Annotated in this window: 24 protein-coding genes; 20 read left to right on the top strand and 4 right to left on the bottom strand. The window is 63.8% G+C overall.

Annotated elements, in window-relative coordinates:
- Positions 1-161: 161 nt before the first annotated feature.
- Positions 162-1,541: an Nramp family divalent metal transporter gene (locus B5527_RS22620; protein ID WP_079603513.1), complete on the top strand. Its 1,380-nt coding sequence runs from the start codon at positions 162-164 to the stop codon at positions 1,539-1,541.
- A gap of 84 nt (positions 1,542-1,625) precedes the next feature.
- On the opposite strand, the gene B5527_RS22615 is transcribed toward B5527_RS22620, so the two are convergent.
- The 3 genes from B5527_RS22615 to hemB form a co-directional block, all read right to left on the bottom strand.
- Positions 1,626-2,402, bottom strand: a complete 777-nt coding sequence (locus B5527_RS22615) for an arginyltransferase (protein WP_079603512.1) — start codon at positions 2,400-2,402, stop codon at positions 1,626-1,628.
- A gap of 93 nt (positions 2,403-2,495) precedes the next feature.
- Entirely contained in the window at positions 2,496-3,047 is a 552-nt protein-coding gene (locus tag B5527_RS22610) for an RDD family protein (protein ID WP_079603511.1), read from the bottom strand.
- Between the two features lie 94 nt (positions 3,048-3,141).
- Positions 3,142-4,203 carry a porphobilinogen synthase gene (hemB, locus tag B5527_RS22605; RefSeq protein ID WP_079603510.1) on the bottom strand — a complete coding sequence of 354 codons (1,062 nt, stop codon included), beginning with the start codon at positions 4,201-4,203 and terminating at the stop codon, positions 3,142-3,144.
- Positions 4,204-4,385: 182 nt separating this feature from the next.
- Between hemB and B5527_RS22600 the strand changes: the two genes are divergently transcribed.
- The 14 genes from B5527_RS22600 (at position 4,386) to B5527_RS22535 (ending at position 17,784) form a co-directional block, all read left to right on the top strand.
- Positions 4,386-4,847 (top strand): DUF6163 family protein, encoded by a 462-nt coding sequence (locus B5527_RS22600; RefSeq protein WP_079603509.1) that lies wholly within the window; start codon positions 4,386-4,388, stop codon positions 4,845-4,847.
- Between the two features lie 365 nt (positions 4,848-5,212).
- Positions 5,213-5,728, top strand: coding sequence for a transcriptional regulator LdtR (ldtR, locus tag B5527_RS22595; RefSeq protein WP_079603508.1), 516 nt, complete (start codon positions 5,213-5,215; stop codon positions 5,726-5,728).
- 204 nt (positions 5,729-5,932) lie between these two features.
- On the top strand, positions 5,933-6,154 hold the full coding sequence (locus B5527_RS22590) for a hypothetical protein (RefSeq protein WP_079603507.1): 222 nt from the start codon (positions 5,933-5,935) through the stop codon (positions 6,152-6,154).
- Positions 6,155-6,190: 36 nt separating this feature from the next.
- Positions 6,191-6,412, top strand: a complete 222-nt coding sequence (locus B5527_RS22585; protein WP_079603506.1) for a hypothetical protein — start codon at positions 6,191-6,193, stop codon at positions 6,410-6,412.
- A 238-nt stretch (positions 6,413-6,650) separates the two neighbouring features.
- Positions 6,651-7,277 carry a glutathione S-transferase family protein gene (locus B5527_RS22580; RefSeq protein WP_079603505.1) on the top strand — a complete coding sequence of 209 codons (627 nt, stop codon included), beginning with the start codon at positions 6,651-6,653 and terminating at the stop codon, positions 7,275-7,277.
- Between the two features lie 300 nt (positions 7,278-7,577).
- Entirely contained in the window at positions 7,578-8,888 is a 1,311-nt protein-coding gene (glyA, locus tag B5527_RS22575) for a serine hydroxymethyltransferase (RefSeq protein WP_079603504.1), read from the top strand.
- A gap of 25 nt (positions 8,889-8,913) precedes the next feature.
- Entirely contained in the window at positions 8,914-9,396 is a 483-nt protein-coding gene (gene nrdR / locus B5527_RS22570) for a transcriptional regulator NrdR (protein WP_079603503.1), read from the top strand.
- Positions 9,393-10,544: a bifunctional diaminohydroxyphosphoribosylaminopyrimidine deaminase/5-amino-6-(5-phosphoribosylamino)uracil reductase RibD gene (ribD, locus tag B5527_RS22565; RefSeq protein WP_079603502.1), complete on the top strand. Its 1,152-nt coding sequence runs from the start codon at positions 9,393-9,395 to the stop codon at positions 10,542-10,544. The genes nrdR and ribD overlap by 4 nt, the downstream gene beginning before the upstream one ends.
- 108 nt (positions 10,545-10,652) lie before the next feature.
- On the top strand, positions 10,653-11,264 hold the full coding sequence (locus tag B5527_RS22560) for a riboflavin synthase (protein ID WP_079607436.1): 612 nt from the start codon (positions 10,653-10,655) through the stop codon (positions 11,262-11,264).
- A 54-nt stretch (positions 11,265-11,318) separates the two neighbouring features.
- Positions 11,319-13,181: an acyl-CoA synthetase gene (locus B5527_RS22555; RefSeq protein ID WP_079603501.1), complete on the top strand. Its 1,863-nt coding sequence runs from the start codon at positions 11,319-11,321 to the stop codon at positions 13,179-13,181.
- A 90-nt stretch (positions 13,182-13,271) separates the two neighbouring features.
- Positions 13,272-13,763: a 6,7-dimethyl-8-ribityllumazine synthase gene (gene ribH, locus B5527_RS22550; RefSeq protein ID WP_079603500.1), complete on the top strand. Its 492-nt coding sequence runs from the start codon at positions 13,272-13,274 to the stop codon at positions 13,761-13,763.
- A 2-nt stretch (positions 13,764-13,765) separates the two neighbouring features.
- On the top strand, positions 13,766-14,278 hold the full coding sequence (gene nusB / locus B5527_RS22545; RefSeq protein WP_079603499.1) for a transcription antitermination factor NusB: 513 nt from the start codon (positions 13,766-13,768) through the stop codon (positions 14,276-14,278).
- 174 nt (positions 14,279-14,452) lie between these two features.
- Positions 14,453-15,454, top strand: a complete 1,002-nt coding sequence (gene thiL, locus B5527_RS22540; protein ID WP_079603498.1) for a thiamine-phosphate kinase — start codon at positions 14,453-14,455, stop codon at positions 15,452-15,454.
- Positions 15,455-15,663: 209 nt separating this feature from the next.
- The gene (locus B5527_RS22535) at positions 15,664-17,784 is read left to right on the top strand and encodes a sodium-translocating pyrophosphatase (protein WP_079603497.1); all 2,121 of its coding nucleotides are present in this window, start codon (positions 15,664-15,666) and stop codon (positions 17,782-17,784) included.
- Positions 17,785-18,185: 401 nt separating this feature from the next.
- On the opposite strand, the gene B5527_RS22530 is transcribed toward B5527_RS22535, so the two are convergent.
- A complete protein-coding gene (locus B5527_RS22530) occupies positions 18,186-18,701 on the bottom strand; it encodes an outer membrane protein assembly factor BamE (protein WP_425305104.1) in 516 nt (171 codons plus the stop codon).
- A 95-nt stretch (positions 18,702-18,796) separates the two neighbouring features.
- On the opposite strand from B5527_RS22530, the gene B5527_RS22525 reads away from it, so the two are divergent.
- The 5 genes from B5527_RS22525 to B5527_RS22505 all read left to right on the top strand — a co-directional run bounded on the left by B5527_RS22525 (position 18,797) and on the right by B5527_RS22505 (position 22,809).
- Positions 18,797-19,348 carry a ubiquinol-cytochrome C chaperone family protein gene (locus B5527_RS22525; protein WP_079603496.1) on the top strand — a complete coding sequence of 184 codons (552 nt, stop codon included), beginning with the start codon at positions 18,797-18,799 and terminating at the stop codon, positions 19,346-19,348.
- Complete coding sequence (locus B5527_RS22520; protein ID WP_079603495.1) at positions 19,345-19,965, top strand: YceD family protein; 621 nt, start codon at positions 19,345-19,347, stop codon at positions 19,963-19,965. Before B5527_RS22525 ends, B5527_RS22520 begins: the two co-directional genes overlap by 4 nt.
- Positions 19,966-20,310: 345 nt before the next feature.
- On the top strand, positions 20,311-21,369 hold the full coding sequence (plsX, locus tag B5527_RS22515) for a phosphate acyltransferase PlsX (RefSeq protein WP_079607434.1): 1,059 nt from the start codon (positions 20,311-20,313) through the stop codon (positions 21,367-21,369).
- Positions 21,366-22,343, top strand: coding sequence for a beta-ketoacyl-ACP synthase III (locus B5527_RS22510; RefSeq protein ID WP_079603494.1), 978 nt, complete (start codon positions 21,366-21,368; stop codon positions 22,341-22,343). Before plsX ends, B5527_RS22510 begins: the two co-directional genes overlap by 4 nt.
- Positions 22,344-22,482: 139 nt before the next feature.
- Entirely contained in the window at positions 22,483-22,809 is a 327-nt protein-coding gene (locus B5527_RS22505; protein WP_079603493.1) for an integration host factor subunit alpha, read from the top strand.
- Positions 22,810-22,840: the final 31 nt, after the last annotated feature.

Below are 22,840 nucleotides of genomic sequence, written 5' to 3'. Positions count from 1 at the left end.
CATTTGTCGGTCAACCGGCACTGTCGGGCCTCGGAGACCGCCAAACCACCCGCTTCCCGACATGAGGGCGCCGGCGTGACAGGCCGCGACCTAACCAAAGGCCTCCCAGATGCATTTGCAAATGAGTTGCAATACAGAAGAACCTTCGCCATCTTCCGAAGATGGACGCACGATCCGCCGATATTTCCCCTGATACCTTGCCGGAGGTCCTCCCGGACCTTCCGCAGGAACCCTCCGGCTGGCGCTCCGCGCGGGGCACGCCTTCGCTGGCGGGCATGTTCGGCTCGGTCCAGACGGCCAAACAAGGGTCGTTCTGGAGAAAGCTGCTGGCGTTTCTCGGTCCCGGCTACCTGGTCGCGGTCGGCTACATGGATCCCGGCAACTGGGCGACCTCGCTCGCAGGCGGTTCCAAGTTCGGCTACGCGCTCTTGTTCGTCGCGCTGCTGTCCAACGTGATGGCGATCGTGCTGCAGTCGCTGTGCACCCGGCTCGGTGTCGGCTCCGGACGCGACCTCGCGCAGGCCTGCCGCGATTCCTTTCCACGCTGGGCGTCGTTGCCGCTGTGGCTGTCAGCGGAAATCGCCATCACCGCGACCGATCTCGCCGAAGTGATCGGCACGGCCATCGGCCTCAACCTCTTGTTTCACATTCCGCTCGAGATCGGCGTGGTCATTACCGCGGCCGACGTGTTTCTGATCCTGGCGCTGCAGGCGTTCGGCTTTCGCTGGATCGAAGCCTTCGTGGTGACGATGCTGGGCGTGATCGCAGCTTGCTTCGCGGTGCAGATCGCGATGGCCGATCCCAACTGGGGCGCGGTAGTCAGGGGTTTTGCGCCGACCACGGACATCCTGCGCAATCGCGAAATGCTGTATCTGGCGCTCGGCATTCTCGGCGCCACCGTGATGCCGCATAATTTGTATCTGCATTCGGGGCTGGTGCAGACCCGCGGCTATGGCGAGGGGATCGGAGAAAAGCGCGAAGCGATCAAGCTCGCCAATATCGATTCCGCGATCGCGCTGTGCCTCGCCCTGATTATCAACGCTTCGATCCTGATCCTGGCAGCGGCGACCTACCACCGGGCCGGCAGGACCGATGTCGCCGAACTCGATCAGGCCCATGCCTTCCTCGCCCCGCTGCTTGGCTCGACCCTGGCGCCGACGCTGTTTGCGATCGCGCTTCTGTGCTGCGGGCTGAACTCGACCATCACCGCGACCCTTTCGGGTCAGATCGTGATGGAGGGTTTTCTCAATTGGCGCATCGCGCCCTGGCTGCGGCGGATGGTGACGCGCGGCATCGCGATCGTGCCGGCGGTGGTGGTGACGATCTGGGCCGGCGGCAAGGCTACCGGTCAGTTGCTGATCCTGAGCCAGGTGGTGCTCAGCCTGCAACTGCCGTTCGCCGTGGTGCCGCTGGTCATGTTCACCGCAAGCCGCGCCAAGATGGGCCCGTTCGTCGCGCCGCGCTGGCTGACCGTGTTCGCCGCACTGACCGCGGCCCTTATCATCGCGCTGAATGCGAAACTGGTGTGGGATGTGATGTGAGAGAGGGCGAATAGCGAGTGGCGAATAGCGAATGGGGAGTAGGGGTTCTTACTCGCACTTCATTCGCCACTTCCTATTCGCCACCTATTCCTGCGGCTCCGAGGGCACTTCGCCTGACGCGTCGATACGCAGCCAGCCGGAGGGGGCGAGGCGCTGCTGCGGCAGGAAGCGGCCCTTGTAGTCCATTTTCTTGGAACCTTCGATCCAGTAGCCGAGATAGACGTAAGGCAGTCCCTGGCGCCGGGCGCGGGTGATGTGGTCGAGGATCATGAAGGTGCCGAGCGAGCGGCTTTCCTCCGACGGTTCGAAGAACGAATACACCATCGACAGCCCGTCGCTGAGCACGTCCGTCAGCGCCACCGCCACCAGTTCCTCGCCGCGGCCGGTGATGCCGCTGTCGATGCCGCGCCGGCGGTATTCGATGATGCGGGTTTCGACGTGGCTGTCTTCCACCATCATGGCGTAATCGAGCACGGTCATGTCGGCCATGCCGCCATGACGATGGCGCTGGTCGAGATAGGCGCGAAAGACCGAATATTGCTCGGAGGTCGGTACCGGGCTGCGCTGCTCGCCGACGATGTCGGCATTGCGGGCCAGGATCTTCCTGAAATTGCGCGAGGGACGAAACTCGTTGGCGACGACGCGCACGGAAACGCAGGCGCGGCACTGGTCGCAGGCCGGGCGGTAGGCGATCGACTGGCTGCGCCGGAAGCCGCCATGGGTGAGCAGGTCGTTGAGGTCGCCGGCCTTGTCGCCGACCAGATGCGTGAACACCTTGCGCTCATGCCGGCCCGGCAGATACGGGCAGGGCGACGGCGCCGTCAGATAGAATTGCGGGGTATCACGCGAGTGCTGGGTCACGGGATCTCACGGGCTCCAGGAACGAAGCAGGCGCCAGCATCGCGCCGCGGAGGCTGACGGTCAATCGGTTTGCCCCGTGCCTGCCGGCACGGGTTAGAAGGTTCGGGCGGTCTGCGCCACCGGGCTGCGGACCGAACTGTTGATCACAACGGTTCCCAGTACGATGTCGTGCAGCAGGCGGCGGCGGCCGTTGAACAGCCCGACCAGCAGCACCAGCGGCGACAGGAACGATACCGACAGCCAGAACAGCACCGCGTGCATCGCACCCAGCACAAAATAGCTCGGCGCGCCATACCAGGTGCGCAGTTCCAGATCCATCACGCGCATGCCGATGGTAGCCGAATGCGGACCGCCCAGCGACGCGCCGTAATAGATCACCGCCCAGATCACGGAAGCCGGCCATGCCAGCCAGAACAGTGCCCAGCCGAGCCCCAGCGTAATCAGGCCGAACACGGCGATGAACACGTAACCGAAAATCACAGGGACGGAAAGCACCACGAGGTCGATCAGGAACGCGAACACCCGCCGCGTCAGCACGCCGCGGAACAGTTCCGGCTGGCTCCGGGGATCGAACGCATGCGGCTGAAAATCCGGCGCGCCATTACGCCAGGCACCGCGCGTGTTTCCCGAACCGCTGTCATACATAATCCTTCCTCCCGACCTTGTCGCTGCACCACATGGGAATGGCTTTTCCCGGGCGCAAGAGCATATTTCCAAGAGCACATTTCAACGACCCGCCTTAGCCCTCCATCTTCAGCTTCTCCGCCGCCTGCGGAGCGAAATAAGTCAGAACCCCATCGGCGCCGGCGCGCTTGAACGCCAGCAGGCTTTCCATCATCGCGCGCTCGCCGTCGATCCAGCCGTTGCCGGCGGCCGCCGCGATCATCGCGTATTCGCCGGACACCTGGTAGACAAAGGTCGGCATCGCAAAGGTGTCCTTGACCCGCCGCACCACGTCGAGATAGGGCATCCCCGGCTTCACCATCACCATGTCGGCGCCTTCGGCGATGTCGAGTTCGACCTCGCGCAGCGCCTCGTCGGAATTGGCGCTGTCCATTTGATAGGTGCGCTTGTCGCCGGTCAGCGTCTTGGCCGAGCCGATCGCGTCGCGGAACGGGCCGTAGAAGGCGGAGGCATATTTCGCCGCATAGGCCATGATCTGCACGTCGAGAAATCCCGTCGCGTCGAGCCCCTCGCGGATGGCGCCGATCCGGCCGTCCATCATGTCGGACGGCGCGATGATGTCGCAGCCGGCCTCGGCTTGTACCAACGCCTGCCGCACCAGCACCGCCACGGTCTCGTCGTTGAGGATGCGGCCGTCCTCGATCAATCCATCATGGCCGTGGCTGGTGAAGGGATCGAGCGCGACGTCGCACAGCACGCCCAGGCCCGGAAACTCCTTCTTGATGGCGCGCACCGATTTGCACACGAGGTTGTCGGGATTGACCGCTTCGGAGCCGTGCTCGTCGCGCAGGGACGGGTCGGTGTAGGGAAACAGCGCGATGCAGGGGATGTTCAGCTTGACCGCGCGCTCGGCGTCGCGCACCGCCTGGTCGACGCTGAGCCGTTCCACGCCCGGCATCGAGGCGATGGCGGCGCGCTCGTTGTGGCCGTCGACCACGAACAGCGGCCAGATCAGGTCGTCGGTGGTCAGCACGTTTTCCCGCACCAACCGGCGCGCCCATTCCGCCTTGCGATTGCGGCGCGGGCGAACAGCCAGATCGAGGCGGGGGGCGGCCAGGGCGGTCTCCCGCCGCGGCGCGTCGCGCATTTCGATCGGACGCCCGAATTTGATCGCCATGTGATGATTTCTCCTGAAGACGGCGGACCGGATGTGAACGGTCACAGTCTTAGCACCTTGCACGGGTTCCGTCATCGCGGCCCTGACCCGCTGCAAGGGGGCTTGCCGGATTGATTTTGCCGCGCCCAGGGGCCATGAGATGATCTAGAGAGGCGTATTGAAGATCATGAACAGCACCGCGCATGTCTGAAACCCCATCGCGCGATCCCTCGCGGGACAATGCCATGTCGGTGGCGGCGATTTCGTCCGAACGGATCGAATCCGACGACAATGCGTGGACCCGGCGGCTGGTGCTCTTCCTGCGCATCATGGCCGTGCTCTCGGTGGCCAAGGGACTCTATCATTGGGCCCAGGTCACCGGCTTCATCGGCGGCGAAGACGATGCGTTCGAAAATCAGGCGATGGCGTGGCAGGCCGCGACGGTTTATTTCGCGGTGATCGAACTGGTCGCCGCGGTCGGATTGTGGCTCGCGACGCCGTGGGGCGCGGTGGTGTGGCTGACGACGGTCGTTTCGATGGCGGTGATCGAACTGATGTTTCCGGCAATCTACGGCGGCAGCCTTGTCGTGGTCGGCGTGGAAGCGTCGATGCTGGCGGCGTATCTCGCGCTGGCCTGGATGGCGGCGCGTGAACGGCCGCCATAACGCGCGCCATCCCTGATGCGCGCCCAAAGAATTGCATAAAATTTTCGACAAATTTCGCGGTAACTTTTCAGTCACCCTAACGCTGCGGTCATACCTGTTACGCAGGCGTTTCGAATTTGAGCGGTGCTGTTCGGATATGCGACACGTTGCGCCAACGAAGCGTGAACAGGGCTCGCGCACCGTCAATGAAAGGTTGCGAAAAGCCCTTTGTTCACGGGCTTAATCCGCGATTCACTGTCTTAAATTCATGATCTCTTTATTGTCTTATTTAAGCGGATCTTCAAACCGTCCCCTTAAGTTGAGGCTATCAGGCGGGACACAAGTCTCGTCGAATAAGTCGATAAAAACGACAACAGGGGAATGTCATGATGAAAGCCGTTGCAACGGCGGTGGAAACCGCTGAACGCGTTCCCGGCCAGGCTCCGGTGCAGCCGCTCTACCTCGAAGCATTGACCTTGGTGGAGCGTCTGCATCGCCGCCTGCTCGACGTCATCAAGGATGAATTCGATCGCCGCGGCCGCGCCGACATCAATTCGGTGCAGGCACTCCTGCTCTATAATATCGGCGACAAGGAACTGACCGCGGGTGAACTGCGCACGCGCGGCTATTACCTCGGCTCCAACGTCTCCTACAATCTGAAGAAGCTGGTCGAACTCGGTTTCCTCGATCATCAGCGCTCGCGCGTCGATCGCCGATCGGTCCGCATTCGCCTCACCGCGCAGGGCCAGGAAATCCGCCGCATCGTCGACGCGCTCTACCAGAAGCACGTCAAGACCGTGGAACAGGTCGGCGGCATCTCGAACGAGGAATTCGCGACCCTGAACAAGTCGCTGCATCGGCTCGAGCGGTTCTGGACCGACCAGATCCTGTATCGGCTCTGAGACTTTTTCATCGGCCAAGCCGGCATCTCAAAAAGACCGGCAGCCAGTGCTTTAAGATAGACTTCCCCAGGCGCATCGGACCGACTTACCGGCCCGGTGCGTTTTGTTTTTGCTCGCCTTTTCGCATCGCAAAAAACAAGTTTCCCGAAACGGAACCTATGTCGGGTGTCGCGGCTTATCCCTCCATATCGGAGGACTTAAGCCATGCTGGTCGAGCGCGGATTGCAGGTGATGAATGTCGAGGTGGTCGGCGATTCCTATGCCATCGCCTCGAACTATCTTCGCAAGTCCGGCGCCATGGCCGATAGCTTTGCCACCAACGACCGGCTGCTCGAAATCATCGTCGAGATCTTTCAGCGCGGCGAATACAATAAGATCAGGCTCGCCAACAAGGCGATCGCGCAGTTCGAGGCCCAACTCGTCTGACCGACAGCCCCCTGATCGATAGCCCAGAGGATATCCATGGAAGCTGCCATCGACCGCATCATGCACGTCTATGATCTCCTGCTAAACCGCTCCGCCGCCGCCAGCGCGGAGGCCCGCGCCAAGGTCACGGAATACGTCACCATGCTGTTCGAAGCCGGCGAAAAGGATCCGCATCGCCTCACGGTGTGCGGGCTGACCTATTTGCGCGAACTCGACGGGTCCAGCGATCCGGTGAAGGCCGGGTATACGGGGTTGTAGAACGCTGTCTGTGAGCGGCCGGCGACGCTGATCCGCACGTCATGCCCCGCGAAAGCGGGGCATCCCAGTAGGCCGCGGCCTCTCGACTCTAACGCTAAATGCTGGGGAATACTGGCGCCCGGTCATCCCCGATCAAGTCGGGGACAGGCGCCGGGCGATGACGTTTGTAGGTGTTGCGGACGCCCGGCGAAAATCTCTGCTACACCTTGCCGTCCAGCGAGAACGCCGAGGAAACCCCATGCTCACCTTGCATCATCTCAACGACTCCCGCTCGCAGCGGATTTTGTGGCTGCTGGAAGAGCTCGGCACCCCCTATGCGATGAAGCGCTATCAGCGCGATGCCGCGACGCGGCTGGCGCCGCCGGAATTGACCGCGGTGCATCCGCTCGGCAAGTCGCCTGTGATTACCGATGGCGATATCAGGATCGCGGAGTCGGGCGCAATCGTCGATTACATCATTCGCCGCCACGGCGGAGGCAAGCTGATGCCGGCGCCCGGCAGCGCCGATTACGAGGCCTATAACGAGTGGCTGCATTACTCGGAAGGCTCGGCGATGCTGCCGCTGATGCTCAACCTTTATGTCGGCAGGTTGAAGGAGGCGGGCGCTCCCTTGCATCCGCGCATCGACAGCGAGATCGCCAACCATCTCGGCTATGTCGACGGCGCATTGAACGGCCGCGAGTTCTTTGTCGGGACATCGCTGACCGGCGCCGATATCCAGATGAGCTTTGTCGGCGACATGGCGAAGGTGTTCGACAAGCTTGGGCCGTATCCGAATTTAAGCGCGTGGCTGTCGCGCATGCACGCGCGGCCGGCGTTCCAGCGTTCGATCGAGAAGGGTGGGGCGTACCGGTTTGCGAAGTAGGGCGGCGCGCTCCTGGCCTCTCGGTCGTCATGCCCGGCCTTGTGCCGGGCATCCACGTCCTTTCCCTGACGGCGCCAAAGACGTGGATGGCCGGGTCAAGCCCGGCCATGACGAATTGTCGGGGCCCCACGTCCTACCAGCCACCCCATCCCCACCATATCTTGCATAAATATCAGGCGGATACCGCAAGCGCTTGGCCAATTACGGGCGATGTGGTATCTCGCAGGCATATCTTGCGAGCGCCACACATAGCCGACCGCACCCCGTCTAACAGGTTGCGGCGGTGGAGATATTTCGCCCATGAGCCCTTCTTCATCCGGTGCCCAAACCGGCTCCGCGCCCGACTCGTTCTTTTCGGCCACACTCTCCGAGGCCGATCCGGATATCGCCGCCGCCATCCGCGGTGAACTCGGCCGCCAGCGCCACGAGATCGAGCTGATCGCGTCGGAAAACATCGTCAGCCGCGCAGTCCTGGAAGCCCAGGGCTCGGCGCTGACCAACAAATATGCCGAGGGCTATCCGGGCAACCGCTATTACGGCGGCTGCGAATGGGTCGACGTGGTGGAGACGCTGGCGATCGACCGCGCCAAAAAACTGTTCGGCGCGGGCTTTGCCAATGTGCAGCCGAACTCGGGAAGCCAGATGAACCAGGCGACGTTCCTGGCGCTGCTGCAGCCCGGCGACACCTTCATGGGTCTCGATCTCGCCGCCGGCGGCCATCTCACCCATGGCTCGCCCGTCAACATGTCCGGCAAATGGTTCAAGGCCGCGCACTACACGGTGCGGCGCGACGACCAGGTCATCGACATGGATGCGGTCGCAAAACAGGCCGAGCAGGTGCGGCCGAAACTGATCATCGCCGGCGGATCGGCCTATTCGCGCGCCTGGGACTTCAAGCGGTTTCGCGAAATCGCCGACAGCATCGGCGCCTATCTGATGGTCGACATGGCGCATTTCGCCGGCCTCGTCGCCGGCGGCGTGCATGCCTCGCCGGTGCCGCATGCCCATGTCACCACCACCACGACGCACAAATCGCTGCGCGGTCCGCGCGGCGGCCTGATCCTGTGCAACGACGAGGCGCTCGCCAAGAAATTGAACTCGGCGATCTTCCCGGGCCTGCAGGGCGGGCCGCTGATGCATGTGATCGCGGCGAAAGCGGTGGCGTTCGCCGAAGCGCTGCGGCCGGACTTCAAGATCTATGCGAAGAACGTGGTCGAGAATGCCAAGGCGCTGGCCGAGAGCCTGCGCGGCCACGGTTTCGACATCGTCTCGGGGGGTACCGACAACCATCTGATGCTGGTCGATCTCCGGCCGAAGGGCCTCAAGGGCAACGTCTCGGAAAAGGCGCTGGTGCGCGCCGCCATCACCTGCAACAAGAACGGCATTCCCTTCGATCCGGAAAAGCCGTTCGTCACCTCGGGCCTTCGGCTGGGTACGCCGGCGGCGACCACGCGCGGCTTCGGCGTTGCCGAATTCAAGCAGGTCGCCGGCATGATCGCCGAGGTGCTCAACGCGATCGCGCAGTCGCAGGACGGCAGTGCGCCGATGGTCGAAGCCGCGATCAAGGAACGGGTCAAGGCGCTCACCGATCGTTTTCCGATCTATCAATAAGGTCTTGCAGTAAGGTTTTAGCCGGATGCGTTGCCCAAGCTGCAACAGTCTCGATACCCAGGTAAAGGACTCCCGTCCGACCGAGGATTCCGCCGTGATCCGGCGCCGGCGGGTATGCATCGCCTGCAATTTCCGCTTCACCACCTTCGAGCGCGTGCAGCTGCGCGAACTCACGGTGATCAAGCGCAACGGCCGCCGGGTGCCGTTCGACCGCGATAAACTGGTGCGCTCGCTGCAGATTTCCCTGCGCAAGCGTCCGGTCGATGCGGAGCGGGTCGAGAAGATGGTCTCGGCCATCGTGCGCGAGCTGGAAAGCGGCGGCGAAGCCGAGATTTCATCCGAGGCGATCGGCGAGATCGTGATGGAGCATCTGCGTCAGCTCGACGACGTCGCCTATGTCCGCTTCGCCTCGGTCTATCGCAATTTCCGCGAAGCGAAAGACTTCGAAGCCGTGCTCGGCGAGCTCTCCGGCGACGACGACGCGCGGCTGGCCCTGTTACGCAAATGATCTTCCGCATTCTGGAAGACCAGTTCGCGCAGAAATCGAAGCAATCCAAAGCCGCCGACCAGCGCTTCATGCGGCTGGCATTGACGCTCGGGCGCCGCGGGCAGGGCCAAACCTGGCCCAATCCCGCCGTCGGCGCGGTCGTGGTCAAGGACGGCGTCATCATCGGCCGTGGCTGGACCCAGCCCGGCGGCCGCCCCCATGCCGAACCGGAGGCGCTCAAGCGCGCCGGCGAGGCTGCGCGAGGCGCCACGCTCTATGCGACGCTGGAGCCGTGCTCCCATATCGGCAAGTCGCCGCCCTGTGCGGACGCCATCATTGCCGCCGGCATCGCCCGCGTGGTCTCGGCGATCGAGGATCCCAACCCGGAGGTGGCCGGGCAGGGCCATGCCAAATTGCGCGCCGCCGGCATTACGGTCGACATCGGGCCAGGGGCGGCGGAGGCGGCGCATGACCATGCCGGCCATTTCAGGCGCATCCGCGACAAGCGTCCCCACGTGATCCTCAAGCTCGCGGTATCCGCCGACGACAAGATCGGCGCTGCGGAGCGCAAACCCGTGGCGATATCGGGCGACGCCGCAAGAGCGCGGGTGCATCTGCTGCGGGCGCAATCCGACGCGATCCTGGTCGGGATCGGCACGGTGCAGGCGGACGATCCGCTTTTGACCTGCCGGCTGCCGGGCATGGAAGCGCGTTCGCCGGTGCGGGTGGTACTCGATCGGAGCCTGCGGATATCAGGCAGCAGCCGGCTGGTTCATTCCGCGCGCCAGACGCCGCTGTGGGTGATGACCTCGACCTTGTCGGAAGCGCCTGCCGCCATGAAGCTCGGCGCCGCCGGCGCGCAGGTGATCCGGGTGGCCACCACGACCACGCCGTCGGGGCTAGATCTTAAGGCTGTGCTGCATGCGCTCGCTGAAAAGGGCATCACACGGCTTTTGGTGGAAGGCGGCGCGCGCGTGGCGTCATCCTTTGTCGCCTCAGGGCTGGTCGACGAAGTCTGGCTGCTGCGCGGCCCCGATGCGATCGGCGCCGGCGGCGTCGATGCGCTGGAGGCATTGCCGCCGACATCCATCACACAGTCGCCGGACTTTCGCGTTCGTGCTAGCGAAAGCCTGCAGAAGGATACTCTGACGATCTACGAGCGCGCATGAACACCCAAGCTCGTCATGCCCGGCCTTGTGCCGGGCATCCACGTCTTGGCCACAAATGACAAAGGAAAACGTGGATGGCCACCCGGCCATGACGGCAAGAGGACACAGATGTTCACCGGCATTGTCACCGACATCGGCGAGATAACGGCCATGACCCCAACGGCGCAGGGGCAGTTGCACCGGCTGCGAATCGCCTGCCGCTACGACCGTGCCGGCATCGCGGACGGCGCCTCGATCGCCTGCAACGGCGTCTGCCTGACGGTGGTCGCCGCGGGCGTCGCGGGCGACAAGACCTGGTTCGATGTCGACGCCGCCGCTGAAACCCTTGGCATGACCACCGCAAAACATTGGAGCGTCGGCACCAAACTCAACCTCGAGCGCGCGCTGAAGATCGGCGATGAACTCGGCGGCCATATCGTGGCCGGCCATGCCGACGGGATCGCCACCATCGTCACGCGCGACGACCTTCCCGACATGGCGCGGTTCGAACTGCGCACCACGCGCGAACTGGCGCGCTTCATCGCGGCCAAGGGCTCGGTCACGCTGGATGGCGTGTCGCTGACGGTCAATACCGTCGATGAGACAGCGTTTTCGGTGCTGATCATTCCGCACACGCTAAATGTCACGACGCTTCACAGCTGGCGCGCCGGCAGCGAGGTCAATCTCGAGGTCGACCTGATGGCGCGCTACGCCGCGCGGTTGAGCGAGATGCCATTGTAGCGGTACGGTTCGTCAAAAAGGGTCCGCAGAGATCCCAACATTTGGGGAGATCCAGTGCCAGCATTCAGCGACTATCCGATCGCGACGCTTGCGGACGTGATTCGATTCGAAAACGAAAAGCCGTTTGCGCAACGTTACGACGCGAGATGCGTCTACGACGTCTTTGTGAAGAGCGCGGCACGCAATCCGGATCATACCGCGCTGACCATGGTGATGACGGGAGAGGATGAGGAGAAACCGCGCCTGGTTTCCTACCGTCAATTGCTCGAAGGCATCACCCGTGCGGCCAATCTGTTTACCTCCATCGGCGGATCTGCGCCGGGCGTGGCCTACATCCTGCCGAGCCTGGTCGAAACCCATTTCACCTTGTGGGGCGCGGAGACCGCGGGCTATGCGGTGCCCATTAATTTCCTGCTGCAGGCGCAAAACATCGCCGAGCTGATCGAGGCCTCCGGCGCGACGATCCTGGTGACGCTGGGGCCTCATCCGCAACTCGACATCTGGCAGAAAGCTCTGGCGGTCCAGGCGTTGATTCCGGGTCTCAAGCTCATCCGGATCTCGGTGACGGACGCGCCGTTGCCGGACGGTGTCATCGAATTTGCCTCGGCGCTCGCGGCCCAGGATGGAAAAGTTCTCGCATCCGGCAACAGCCGCCGCGACGACGATGTCGCCGCCTATTTCCACACCGGAGGCACCACCGGTTCACCGAAGCTGGTCGTGCACACCCACCGCAACCAGATCGTCGCCGCATTCGGCGCAGCCGTGCTGTACGATCTCGGCGAGACCGACAATCTGACCAACAGTTTGCCGTTGTTTCACGTCGGAGGCGCCATCTCGGTCGGTCTGTCCTGTTTCCTGGCCGGCTCGAACGTGATCGTGCTGTCGCCTTCGGGGATGCGTAATCCGCTGATGGTCAAAAATTTCTGGCGGATCGTCGCACGTACCAGGGCCACCGTGATCGGCGGTGTTCCGACCGCTCTGTCCGCGCTGCTCAATGTTCCCGTCGACGCCGATATCTCTTCTGCGCGCTACGCGGTTACGGGCGCTTCGATGCTGCCCCGCGCCGTCGGCGAGAAATTCCAGGCGATGACCGGCAAGAAGATCCATGAGATCATTGGAATGACGGAAACCGCCGGCGTGCTGGCGGTCGATCCGGCGTGCGGGGAGTCGGTGCTGGGATCGGTGGGCTATCGCATTCCCTATACCGAGGCCGTGGTCCGCAGGCTCGGCGCCGACGGTTTCCTGGACGGGCCATGCGCGCCACATGAGATCGGCGTGCTGATGATTTCCGGACCGCACGTCACGCCGGGATATCGCGATCCGAGCCACAATGCGAGCTTGCTTCGCGATGGCTGGCTCGAGAGCGGCGATCTTGCTTATACCGACGAGCAGGGGCGGATTTTCATCGCAGGCCGGTCAAAGGATCTGATTATCCGCAGTGGCCACAATATCGATCCGGTGGTGATTGAAAGCGCGCTGGAGGCCCATCCCGCGGTGGCGCTGGCTGCCGCCGTGGGGCAGCCGGACCGGTATGCGGGCGAACTGCCGATTTGTTATGTCGCGTTGCAGCCGGGCGCGCAGGTGACGACCGAGGAGCTTAGGGCATTCGCCGAGCCGTTGATCGCCGAGAGGCCGGCGTGGCCGAAGCAGATCGTCATCATCGAGGCTATTCCGATGACGAGTGTCGGCAAGATATTCAAGCCCCAGCTTCGCATCGACGCCGTGCAACGGGTCGTCGTGGAGGAAATCATCAAGGCCCTCGGTATTGACGATTTCCGCGTCGATGTCGTGGCCGGCGGAAAGCGCGGGGTCGATGTCACGGTGACGCTGCGTCCTGCACATTCAGCGAAACGATCGGCAGCCGAAGCCGCGCTGCAAGGGTATCTGTTTGACTGCAAAGTGAATACCGCGGGCTGATCCGGTTCAATCGCGGGCAGTATAGTGCTTGGCTTCCTGTGGAGCGGCGACTAAAACCCCCGCACAGCAAATCAATACTCATGGAACAAGATGGCAGACGCGCGGCGTGCACAGTTGAAGGATCAAACCGATATCTCGGGCGCGCGTGCGCTGATTGTCGAGGCGCGCTTCTATGACGATATCCAGGATGCGATGCTGGAAGGCGCGGTTGCCGAGCTGAAAGCCGCCGGTGTTGGTCACGACGTGATCACGGTTCCCGGCGCATTGGAAATCCCCGCGGCAATCGCGATTGCGCTCGATGCCGCCGAGAGCAGGGGCAAGCCCTACGACGCCGCGATCGCGCTCGGATGCGTGATCAGGGGCGACACTATCCATTTCGAGATCGTCTCGATGGAATCCTCGCGCGCGCTGATGGACCTCGCGGTGGACAGACGTTTTCCGCTCGGCAACGGCATCATCACCGTCAACACCGACGCACAGGCGTGGGCGAGGGCGCGCCCCGGCGAACTCAACAAAGGCGGCGACGCCGCGCGGGCAGCATTGGCCATGCTGCGCATCAAGCGCCGGCTGACGCAGGTTTGATCATGGCAGAGAACAAGAAGACGCAGGACAAGCAGGCCAAAGGTCCGGACAGGAAAGCCAACCGGCGCGGCGCGGCGCGGCTCGCCGCGGTGCAGGCGCTCTATCAGATGGATATCGGCGGCGCCGGGATCAACGATATCTTCGCCGAGTTCGAGAGCCATTGGCTCGGCGGCGAGGTCGAGGGCGATAAATACCTGCCGGCCGAGGCGGCCTTTTTCCGCGACGTCGTGTCCGGCGTGGTGCGCGACCAGGCCAAGCTTGACCCGCTGATCGACGAAGCGCTGTCGAAGGGCTGGCCCTTGAAGCGGATCGACGCCATCCTGCGTGCGGTGCTGCGCGCCGGCTCCTACGAACTCGAGCATCGCAAGGATGTGCCCGGCCGCGTCGTGGTCTCCGAATATGTCGACGTCGCCAACGCCTTTGTCGACGGCGATGAGACCGGCATGGTGAACGCGGTGCTCGACCAGATCGCCCGCCAGTTTCGCGCCGATGAGTTCGCGCGGGCGGGAGGCTGAGATGACGGCCTATGGCCGCCTCCTCAGCTGTCATCATCCGCGAAGGCGGATGATCCAGTACGCCGCGGCCTCTCGATCAATCGCCGGCGCCTCTGCAATACTGGATCGCCCGGTCAAGCCGGGCGATGACAGCTTTGCGCTGGGCGATGACGGCTGTGGGCTGGGTCGCGCGTCATGACCGACCGCAAAGAAACACCGTCCGGCGAAGACTCCCTGATCTCCCGCTATTTCCGTCCGCTCGCGACCGACCCCGGCGCCTTCAATCTGGATGACGACGCGGCGGTCCTCAAGGCGTTGGGCGAGGACATCGTGGTCACCACCGACGCTATCGTCGAGGGCGTGCATTTTTTGCCCGACGATCCCCCCGATACCGTCGCGCGCAAGGCGCTGCGGGTGAACCTCTCCGATCTCGCCGCGAAGGGCGCGAGTCCGGCAGGCTTCGTGCTGACGCTCGCGCTGCGTTCCGCTGAGGATGCGTGGCTGACAGCATTCGCGCGCGGGCTTGGCGAGGACGCCGGCCTGTTCCGCTGTCCGCTGCTGGGCGGCGACACCGTTTCCACGCCGGGTCCCCTGATGATCTCGATCACGGCGTTCGGGCGCGTGCCTGCGGGCAAGATGGTCTATCGCACCGGCGCGAAGCCGGGCGACCGCGTCGTGGTGACGGGAACGATCGGCGACGCCGCGCTGGGTCTCGACATCCTGCGGGGCGGCGCGGTCGCGGCTGTCCTGGCCGATGACGCAGCGGCAAAAGCGATGCTGGTGGGCCGCTACCGGATTCCGCAGCCGCGCACTGCGCTGGCGCAGGCAGTCCGCGATCACGCCGGCGCGGCGATGGATGTATCCGATGGTCTCGCCGGCGATCTCGCCAAGCTATGCGCGGCGTCGGGCGTATCGGCTGTCATCGACGCACCCGGTATCCCCTTGTCGGCGGCCGCTGCGGCGCTGCTGGCGGGCGGCAGCGTCGGCATCGAGGCCATCGTTGCCGGCGGCGACGATTACGAGGTCCTGTGCGCGGTCCCGGAGAATCGCTTGGCGGCGTTCGCGCAAGCCGCCGACGCCGCGGGGGTGGCCGTGACCTCCATCGGCGCGGTGGTCGCGGGGGTGTCGGCCCCGAAATTCCTCGACGCGCAGGGCAGCGAAATTGGCCTTAAGCGCCTCTCTTACAGTCATTTTTAGGAATCTGGCGGAAACCGCCGGGTTCGGCGCAAATACCTGCCGAAATCGACGGTTTCTGGCCTCCGCGACGTTGCGCCCGGGATATGATTTTGGCATGGTCCCGCCGATTTAAGGCCGCTCTTTTGGGCAGGGTAAGGCCTTGTTTTTACGTGCCCGCCGCTCCCGCGGTGACAGGCGTCCGACAGAATCAAGGATCTGAGGCAAATTCAATGACAGCATTATGGGTGATTGTGCTCTGCGGAGCGCTTTCCATCGTTTACGCCATCTGGGCGACCGCATCGGTTTTGAAGGCGGATGCCGGCAATCCGCGGATGCAGGAAATCGCGGCTGCGGTGCGCGAAGGCGCGCAGGCCTATCTCAAGCGCCAGTACATGACGATCGGTATGGTCGGCATCGTGATCTTCGTGCTGCTGGCCTATTTCCTCGGCATGCTGGTCGCGGTCGGCTTCCTGATCGGGGCGGTGCTGTCGGGCTCGGCCGGCTTCATCGGCATGAACGTCTCGGTTCGCGCCAATGTGCGCACCGCACAGGCCGCGACGACGTCGCTGGCCGGCGGACTTGAACTCGCCTTCAAGGCCGGCGCCATCACCGGCATGCTGGTCGCGGGCCTCGCGCTGCTCGGCGTCACCATCTACTTCGCCTATCTGACGCATTTCCTGGATCTGGCCGCCAACAGCCGCACCGTGGTCGACGCGCTGGTGGCGCTCGGCTTCGGCGCTTCGCTGATTTCGATCTTCGCGCGGCTCGGCGGCGGCATCTTCACCAAGGGCGCCGACGTCGGCGGCGATCTGGTCGGCAAGGTCGAGGCCGGCATTCCCGAAGACGATCCGCGCAACCCCGCCACGATTGCCGACAACGTCGGCGACAATGTCGGCGATTGCGCCGGCATGGCGGCCGACCTGTTCGAGACCTACGCGGTGACCGCAGTCGCCACCATGGTGCTGGCCGCGATCTTCTTTGCGACCTCGCCGCTGCTGGTGAACATGATGACGCTGCCGCTCGCGATCGGCGGTGTCTGCATCATCACCTCGATCATCGGCACCTTCTTCGTCAAGCTCGGCGCCAACCAGTCGATCATGGGCGCGCTGTACAAGGGCCTGATCGCAACCGGCATCCTGTCATTGATCGGCGTCGCCGGCGCGATCAACTGGCTGGTCGGCTTCGGTCCGCTGGCGGGCGTGAAGTTCACCGGCATGGCGCTGTTCGAATGCGGCATCGTCGGCCTCGCCGTCACCGGGCTGATCATCTGGATCACCGAATACTATACCGGCACCGAATATCGCCCGGTGAAGTCGATCGCGGCGTCGTCGGTCACCGGCCACGGCACCAACGTGATCCAGGGCCTGGCGATCTCGATGGAGTCCACCGCCGGTCCGGCGCTGGTCATCATTGCCGGCATCCTCGTCACCTACAGCTTGGCCGGCCTGTTCGGCATCGCGATTGCGACCACCACCATGCTGGCGCTGGCCGGCATGGTCGTGGCGCTCGACGCCTTCGGCCCGGTCACCGACAATGCCGGCGGCATTGCCGAGATGGCCGGCCTGCCCAAGGAAGTCCGCAAGGCCACCGACGCGCTCGACGCGGTCGGCAACACCACCAAGGCCGTGACAAAGGGTTATGCGATCGGCTCGGCAGGTTTGGGCGCGCTGGTGCTGTTTGCGGCCTACAATGAAGACCTCAAATACTTCATCGCCAACGCCGTGAAGTTTCCCTACTTCCAGGGCGTGATCCCGGACTTCTCGCTGAACAACCCCTACGTCGTGGTTGGCCTGCTGTTCGGCGGCCTGTTGCCGTATTTGTTCGGCGCGATGGGCATGACCGCGGTCGGCCGCGCGGCCGGCGCGATCGTCGAGGAAGTGCGGCGTCAGTTCCGTGAAAAGCCCGGCATCATGCAGGGCACTGACAAGCCGGACTACGGCAAGGCGGTCGATCTTCTGACCAAGGCGGCGATCAAGGAAATGATCATCCCGTCGCTGCTGCCGGTGCTCTCCCCGATCGTGGTCTACTTCGCGATCTACGTGATCGCGGGCGGCGGGGCGGCCGGCAAGTCGGCGGCGTTCTCGTCGGTGGGCGCGATGCTGCTCGGCGTTATCGTGACCGGCCTGTTCGTCGCGATCTCCATGACCTCGGGCGGCGGCGCCTGGGACAATGCCAAAAAGTACATCGAGGACGGCCATTACGGCGGCAAGGGCTCCGACGCCCACAAGGCCGCGGTGACCGGCGACACCGTCGGCGATCCCTACAAGGATACGGCCGGCCCGGCCGTCAACCCGATGATCAAGATCACCAACATCGTCGCGCTGTTGCTGCTGGCGATCCTGGCGCACTAAACCGCCGAATCCTGATCGAAACCAAAAACCCCGCGGTGCGAGCCGCGGGGTTTTTTCATTTCCGTATGTTTCTCGCCCGTTCCCCGGATGCCGCGCGGCGCCATCAGCGCGTTCACGCGCGTCTTCGACGCGCTATGTCTTGCGGCTTGGTGCGCTGCTGATCCGGGGTCCATGTTGTTTGACCAGACTGGGTCCCGCCTCTGCGGAGCAGCGCCGAAGAGTGCCGCGCCGCGTCCGGGACACGAAGGTAGCTGCGTTCCCCGGATGCTGCGCAGCGCGCCGCGCTTGCGGCGTGGTGCGCTTCCCGGGGTCCGTGTTGTTTTGACCAGACTGGGTCCCGGCCCTGCGGAGCAGCGCCGAAGAGGCGCTGCACCGCGTCCGGGACATGAGGTGCGGCCTGGCTAGTGGAAGGCCAGCAGCTTGAACAGCGGCGTCAGGTAGCTCATTTCCTGGCCCGAGGTAGGCGTTGTGCGGCTGATGAAGTCAAAGATCTTGCCGTCCTGAAGCCCGTAATTGGCGAGCCGCTGCACCTGGCGGTTCCTGTCGAAATAGATCGCGATCACCCGCTGGTCGACCACCTTCTGGTTCATGAACGCGACCGGGCGCTCGGAGCGCTGCGAGATGTAATAGAACACCTCGCCGTTCAGGGTCGCGACGGTGGAGGGCGTTCCCATCACGATCAGCACCTGATCCTGGCTGGCGCCGATCGGAATCTGCTCGAGCGCGCCGGGCGGCAGGATGTAGCCTTTTTGAAACTGCTCGCCGGTGAGGCAGCCGCCCAGCGTCGCGCAGAGCAGCGCGATGGCGGCGGCGGCGCGGATGCGGCGCCAGCGCGCGGGCGCGCCGCGCGGAAAGCCCACGCGTGGGCATGTCGGACTCGTCTCAATCATTTGGGAAATGATCCCGTCCCCTTGCATCGCGCTTGGCGTTGACGTACCGGGCAGCACGCCGGATTGCAACAGGCGCGAGCGCCCCATAAACCAACCCTTGGGGCTCGCCGACGGAACCCACAATGCTTTGGCCGTTCAATCACTTCAGGAAACCCCGGGTAGCCCCGCGCGGCACCATTGAGGCCATCTATGGCATGATCGTGACGCAAGCGCGAGAACCGTTGTTTTACCGGGAATTGGCCGTGCCGGACACGGTTAACGGCCGTTTTGATCTGCTGGTGCTGCATTTGTGGATGGTGTTGCGGCGGCTGAAGTCGATCGAGGGGGGCACTGAGACCTGCCAGGCGCTGTTCGATCGCTTCTGCGACGATATGGATGCGAACCTGCGTGAAATGGGCGTCGGGGATCTCACCGTCCCGAAGCGGATGCAAGCCTTCGGGGAGGCCTTCTACGGCCGGTCGGCGGCCTATGACCTCGCTTTGGCCGGGGGAGCCGAGCCGCTGGCGCTGGCGCTCGACAAGAATATCTTGAACGGAGCCCACCTCGAACATGCACGGCGGCTCGCCGTCTATGCCGAGGCCGTGATCATGGAGCTCGCGGCACTGGACGAGGTGGCGTTGCGGGGCGCATCGTGGAAATTTCCCGCGCCGGCCGAAGCCGGCGCGCAAGCATGAACAGAACGACTGGCATGACCGACAAAGCCGATACCCGCAAAGCCGTTGCCAGCAAGGCAGATCCCTGGACCGTCCCCGTTACCGTGGCGCAACTGCCGGACACCGGATTGCATCGCGACATCGAAGCCAGCCCGGCCGTGCGCGATGCCATGGCTGAAGTCGCCGAATTGCGCGAAATCCTGTTCGCGAATGCGTCGCTGGATGTGACCCCCGCGAGCGGGGGCCGCGTCCATGTCGCGGGTCGGGTCCGGGCGCGGATCGGACAGACCTGCGTGGTCTCGCTCGATCCGATTTTGAACGACATCGACGAAGCGATCGATCTGATCTTTGCGCCGCCGGAGCAAATTCCCCAGCTGGCCGATCTGGTCGACGACGCCGCCGAAAGCGATGCCGAGATTCCGGATCCGCCGGAGCCGATCGAAAATGGCATTATCGATCTGGGCCGGCTCGCGACCGATGCGTTGTTCCTCGCCGTCGATCCCTATCCGCGCAAGCCGGATGTGGTTTTCGAACCGCCTGCTGTCGCCGACGATCCCGAGGATCACCCGTTTGCCGCGCTCAAGGCATTGCGGCTCGACGCGCAGCCGCCCGGGCCGAAGAAGCCCAACAACCGCTAAAGTGCCGATGAAGAATCGCTGCAGCACCGTTAGAGCGCGGATGAAGCGCAGCGGATGAAGCGGAGGTGAGCCTGCAATGCAACAAGCATCGATCCGGGACCGATCCAATAATTCGATTTAATGCATTGAATTGTCACGCTTTATCCATATGCTGCAATTCCGCATCGCTGTGCCTTGGCATCCAAAAGGCTGGGGTCAAGAGGTTGTTTCGGGGCGGGGACACGCTATTGTCGCGGCCCGGCCGGGGGTGCAGCGTTGCGTCTGGCCGATCGCCGCTGTCCGTGGCGATTTCCAGTCCGCGGCGAGCGCTTCAAGACCGCAACAAATCAGGCTTCCGGGACGTTCATGCCGCAAAAGGTTCGAATCGCGCTTGACGCCATGGGTGGCGATGTCGGCGCATCCGTCGTCATTCCCGGCGCCGCGATTTCATTGACCCGGCATCCCGACAGCGAATTTCTGCTGTTCGGCGATCGCGCTTTGATCGACGCGCAACTCGCCAGACATCCGGCGCTGAAGGCGGTCTCGCGGGTCATCCATACCGACGTCGCCGTCAGCATGCACGACAAGCCCAGCCAGGCGTTGCGCCGTGGCCGCAGGACCTCGTCGATGTGGCTTGCGATCGACGCGGTCAAGAAGGGCGAGGCCGACGTCGCGGTATCCGCGGGCAATACCGGCGCCCTGATGGCGATGGCGCGGTTCAATCTGCGGATGCTGCCGGGGATCGACCGTCCGGCGATCGCGGCGGTATGGCCGACCATGCGCGGCGATTCCGTCGTGCTCGACCTCGGCGCCACGATCGGCGGCGATGCCCATCATCTGATGGCGCTGGCGGTGATGGGCAGCGCCATGGCCAGCGTCTTGTTCAATCTCGAGCGCCCCACCGTCGGCTTGCTCAATATCGGCGTCGAGGAAATCAAGGGCCGCGAGGAGATCCGCGAGGCCGCCGAATTGCTGCGCGCGATGAACCTGCCGCAGCTCGAATATATCGGCTTCGTCGAGGGCGACGGCATCGGCAAGGGCGCGGCCGACGTCATCGTCGCCGAAGGTTTCAGCGGCAATATCGCGTTGAAAGCGGCCGAGGGCACCGCGCGCCAGATCAACGAATTCCTGCGCGCGGCGTTGTCGCGCAGCTGGCGTTCCCGGATCGGCTACCTCTTTGCGAAGAATGCGTTCAAGTCGCTGCGCGACAAGCTCGATCCGAACAAGTCCAACGGCGGCGTATTCCTCGGATTGAACGGCATCGTGGTCAAGAGCCACGGCGGAACCGACGCCGAAGGCTTTGCCTATGCGGTCGATGTTGGCTATGAAATGGTCCACTACGATCTCCTGACGAAGATCAATCAGATGCTCAACCGTGACGGCAGCGCGCTGTCGGCGCCGACTGCGCAGGAGGCTGTCTCGTGACTGCAATACGTTCGGTCGTGCTCGGCTGCGGCGCCTATCTGCCGCGGCAGATCCTGACCAATGCCGAACTGGCGGCGCGGATCGACACCTCGGACGAGTGGATCGTTCAGCGTACCGGCATCAGGCAGCGCCATATCGCCGCCGAGGGCGAGTTCACCTCGCATCTGGCGATCAACGCCGCGAACGCGGCGCTGGCCAATGCCGGGATCGATGCGCAGTCGATCGACCTGATCGTGCTGGCGACCTCGACGCCGGACAACACCTTTCCCGCCACCGCGGTCGCGGTGCAGGCCGCGCTCGGCATCCACCATGGGGCGGCCTTCGACCTGCAGGCGGTATGCTCGGGGTTTGTGTTCGCACTGGCCACCGCCGATAATTTCCTGCGCTGCGGCGCGTTCAAGCGCGCGCTGGTGATCGGCGCCGAGACCTTCTCGCGGATCCTCGACTGGAACGACCGCGGAACCTGCGTGCTGTTCGGCGACGGCGCCGGCGCGGTGGTGCTCGACGCCGAGCAGCAGCCGGGTAAATCCTCCGACCGCGGCATCCTGACCACGCATCTGCGCTCCGATGGCCGGCACAAGTCGAAACTGTATGTCGATGGCGGCCCATCCTCGACCCGGACCGTCGGCCATCTCCGGATGGAAGGCCGCGAAGTCTTCAAGCATGCGGTCGGCATGATCACCGACGTGATCGTCGATGCGTTCGAGGCCACCGGCACCTCGGCTGAGGACATCGACTGGTTCGTGCCGCACCAGGCCAACAAGCGAATCATCGATGCTTCGGCGCACAAGCTGCATATTGCACCGCAGAAGGTGGTGCTGACGGTCGATCTGCACGGCAATACCTCGGCGGCGTCGATCCCGCTGGCGCTGTCGGTCGCGGTCGCCGACGGGCGCATCAGGAAGGGCGATCTGGTGCTGCTGGAGGCCATGGGCGGCGGCTTCACCTGGGGTTCGGCGCTGTTGCGCTGGTAAGCACTCCGTTAAAATGTCGGTAAACTTTGACGCTTCGCGGTGTCCTTTCATGCCATTGCATCGATGAGCGCTGTTGACCGTCGCGTGTTAAGCTCATAATTTCAGATGGTAAATTGTTCGCCGTGAGTTGGGGCAGGCGATGACCGGAACCGGAAAAACAGTCACACGCGTCGATCTGTGCGAAGCGGTCTACCAGAAGGTGGGCTTGTCGCGCACGGAGTCGTCCGCCTTTGTCGAACTGGTCCTGAAAGAGATCACCGACTGCCTGGAGAAGGGCGAGACCGTGAAACTGTCGTCGTTCGGCTCGTTCATGGTGCGCAAGAAGGGCCAGCGTATCGGCCGCAATCCCAAGACCGGCACTGAAGTACCGATTTCTCCGCGTCGCGTGATGGTGTTCAAGCCGTCGGCCATTCTGAAGCAGCGGATCAACGGCTATAGCGCCAACGGCGGCGGCAAGACCGACTAGAAATTTCAACGGGAAGACCAACAAGGAGCGG

The sequence above is a fragment of the Bradyrhizobium erythrophlei genome (genome assembly GCF_900129425.1).
GTDB classification, from domain to species: domain Bacteria; phylum Pseudomonadota; class Alphaproteobacteria; order Rhizobiales; family Xanthobacteraceae; genus Bradyrhizobium; species Bradyrhizobium erythrophlei_C.
This window is presented reverse-complemented; position numbering and strand designations above follow the sequence as displayed.

What these genes read in the sequence shown, in the direction of transcription:
- glyA (WP_079603504.1), top strand. Translation starts at nt 7,578, where the DNA reads ATGAGCCCTTCTTCATCCGGTGCCCAAACCGGCTCCGCGCCCGACTCG.
- nusB (WP_079603499.1), top strand. Translation starts at nt 13,766, where the DNA reads ATGGCAGAGAACAAGAAGACGCAGGACAAGCAGGCCAAAGGTCCGGAC.
- B5527_RS22525 (WP_079603496.1), top strand. Translation starts at nt 18,797, where the DNA reads ATGCTTTGGCCGTTCAATCACTTCAGGAAACCCCGGGTAGCCCCGCGC.
- B5527_RS22585 (WP_079603506.1), top strand. Translation starts at nt 6,191, where the DNA reads ATGGAAGCTGCCATCGACCGCATCATGCACGTCTATGATCTCCTGCTA.
- B5527_RS22610 (WP_079603511.1), bottom strand. Translation starts at nt 3,047, where the DNA reads ATGTATGACAGCGGTTCGGGAAACACGCGCGGTGCCTGGCGTAATGGC.
- B5527_RS22580 (WP_079603505.1), top strand. Translation starts at nt 6,651, where the DNA reads ATGCTCACCTTGCATCATCTCAACGACTCCCGCTCGCAGCGGATTTTG.
- B5527_RS22535 (WP_079603497.1), top strand. Translation starts at nt 15,664, where the DNA reads ATGACAGCATTATGGGTGATTGTGCTCTGCGGAGCGCTTTCCATCGTT.
- B5527_RS22530 (WP_425305104.1), bottom strand. Translation starts at nt 18,701, where the DNA reads ATGCAAGGGGACGGGATCATTTCCCAAATGATTGAGACGAGTCCGACA.
- plsX (WP_079607434.1), top strand. Translation starts at nt 20,311, where the DNA reads ATGCCGCAAAAGGTTCGAATCGCGCTTGACGCCATGGGTGGCGATGTC.
- nrdR (WP_079603503.1), top strand. Translation starts at nt 8,914, where the DNA reads ATGCGTTGCCCAAGCTGCAACAGTCTCGATACCCAGGTAAAGGACTCC.
- ldtR (WP_079603508.1), top strand. Translation starts at nt 5,213, where the DNA reads ATGATGAAAGCCGTTGCAACGGCGGTGGAAACCGCTGAACGCGTTCCC.
- B5527_RS22590 (WP_079603507.1), top strand. Translation starts at nt 5,933, where the DNA reads ATGCTGGTCGAGCGCGGATTGCAGGTGATGAATGTCGAGGTGGTCGGC.
- B5527_RS22620 (WP_079603513.1), top strand. Translation starts at nt 162, where the DNA reads ATGGACGCACGATCCGCCGATATTTCCCCTGATACCTTGCCGGAGGTC.
- B5527_RS22520 (WP_079603495.1), top strand. Translation starts at nt 19,345, where the DNA reads ATGAACAGAACGACTGGCATGACCGACAAAGCCGATACCCGCAAAGCC.
- B5527_RS22505 (WP_079603493.1), top strand. Translation starts at nt 22,483, where the DNA reads ATGACCGGAACCGGAAAAACAGTCACACGCGTCGATCTGTGCGAAGCG.
- ribD (WP_079603502.1), top strand. Translation starts at nt 9,393, where the DNA reads ATGATCTTCCGCATTCTGGAAGACCAGTTCGCGCAGAAATCGAAGCAA.
- B5527_RS22560 (WP_079607436.1), top strand. Translation starts at nt 10,653, where the DNA reads ATGTTCACCGGCATTGTCACCGACATCGGCGAGATAACGGCCATGACC.
- ribH (WP_079603500.1), top strand. Translation starts at nt 13,272, where the DNA reads ATGGCAGACGCGCGGCGTGCACAGTTGAAGGATCAAACCGATATCTCG.
- thiL (WP_079603498.1), top strand. Translation starts at nt 14,453, where the DNA reads ATGACCGACCGCAAAGAAACACCGTCCGGCGAAGACTCCCTGATCTCC.
- hemB (WP_079603510.1), bottom strand. Translation starts at nt 4,203, where the DNA reads ATGGCGATCAAATTCGGGCGTCCGATCGAAATGCGCGACGCGCCGCGG.
- B5527_RS22600 (WP_079603509.1), top strand. Translation starts at nt 4,386, where the DNA reads ATGTCTGAAACCCCATCGCGCGATCCCTCGCGGGACAATGCCATGTCG.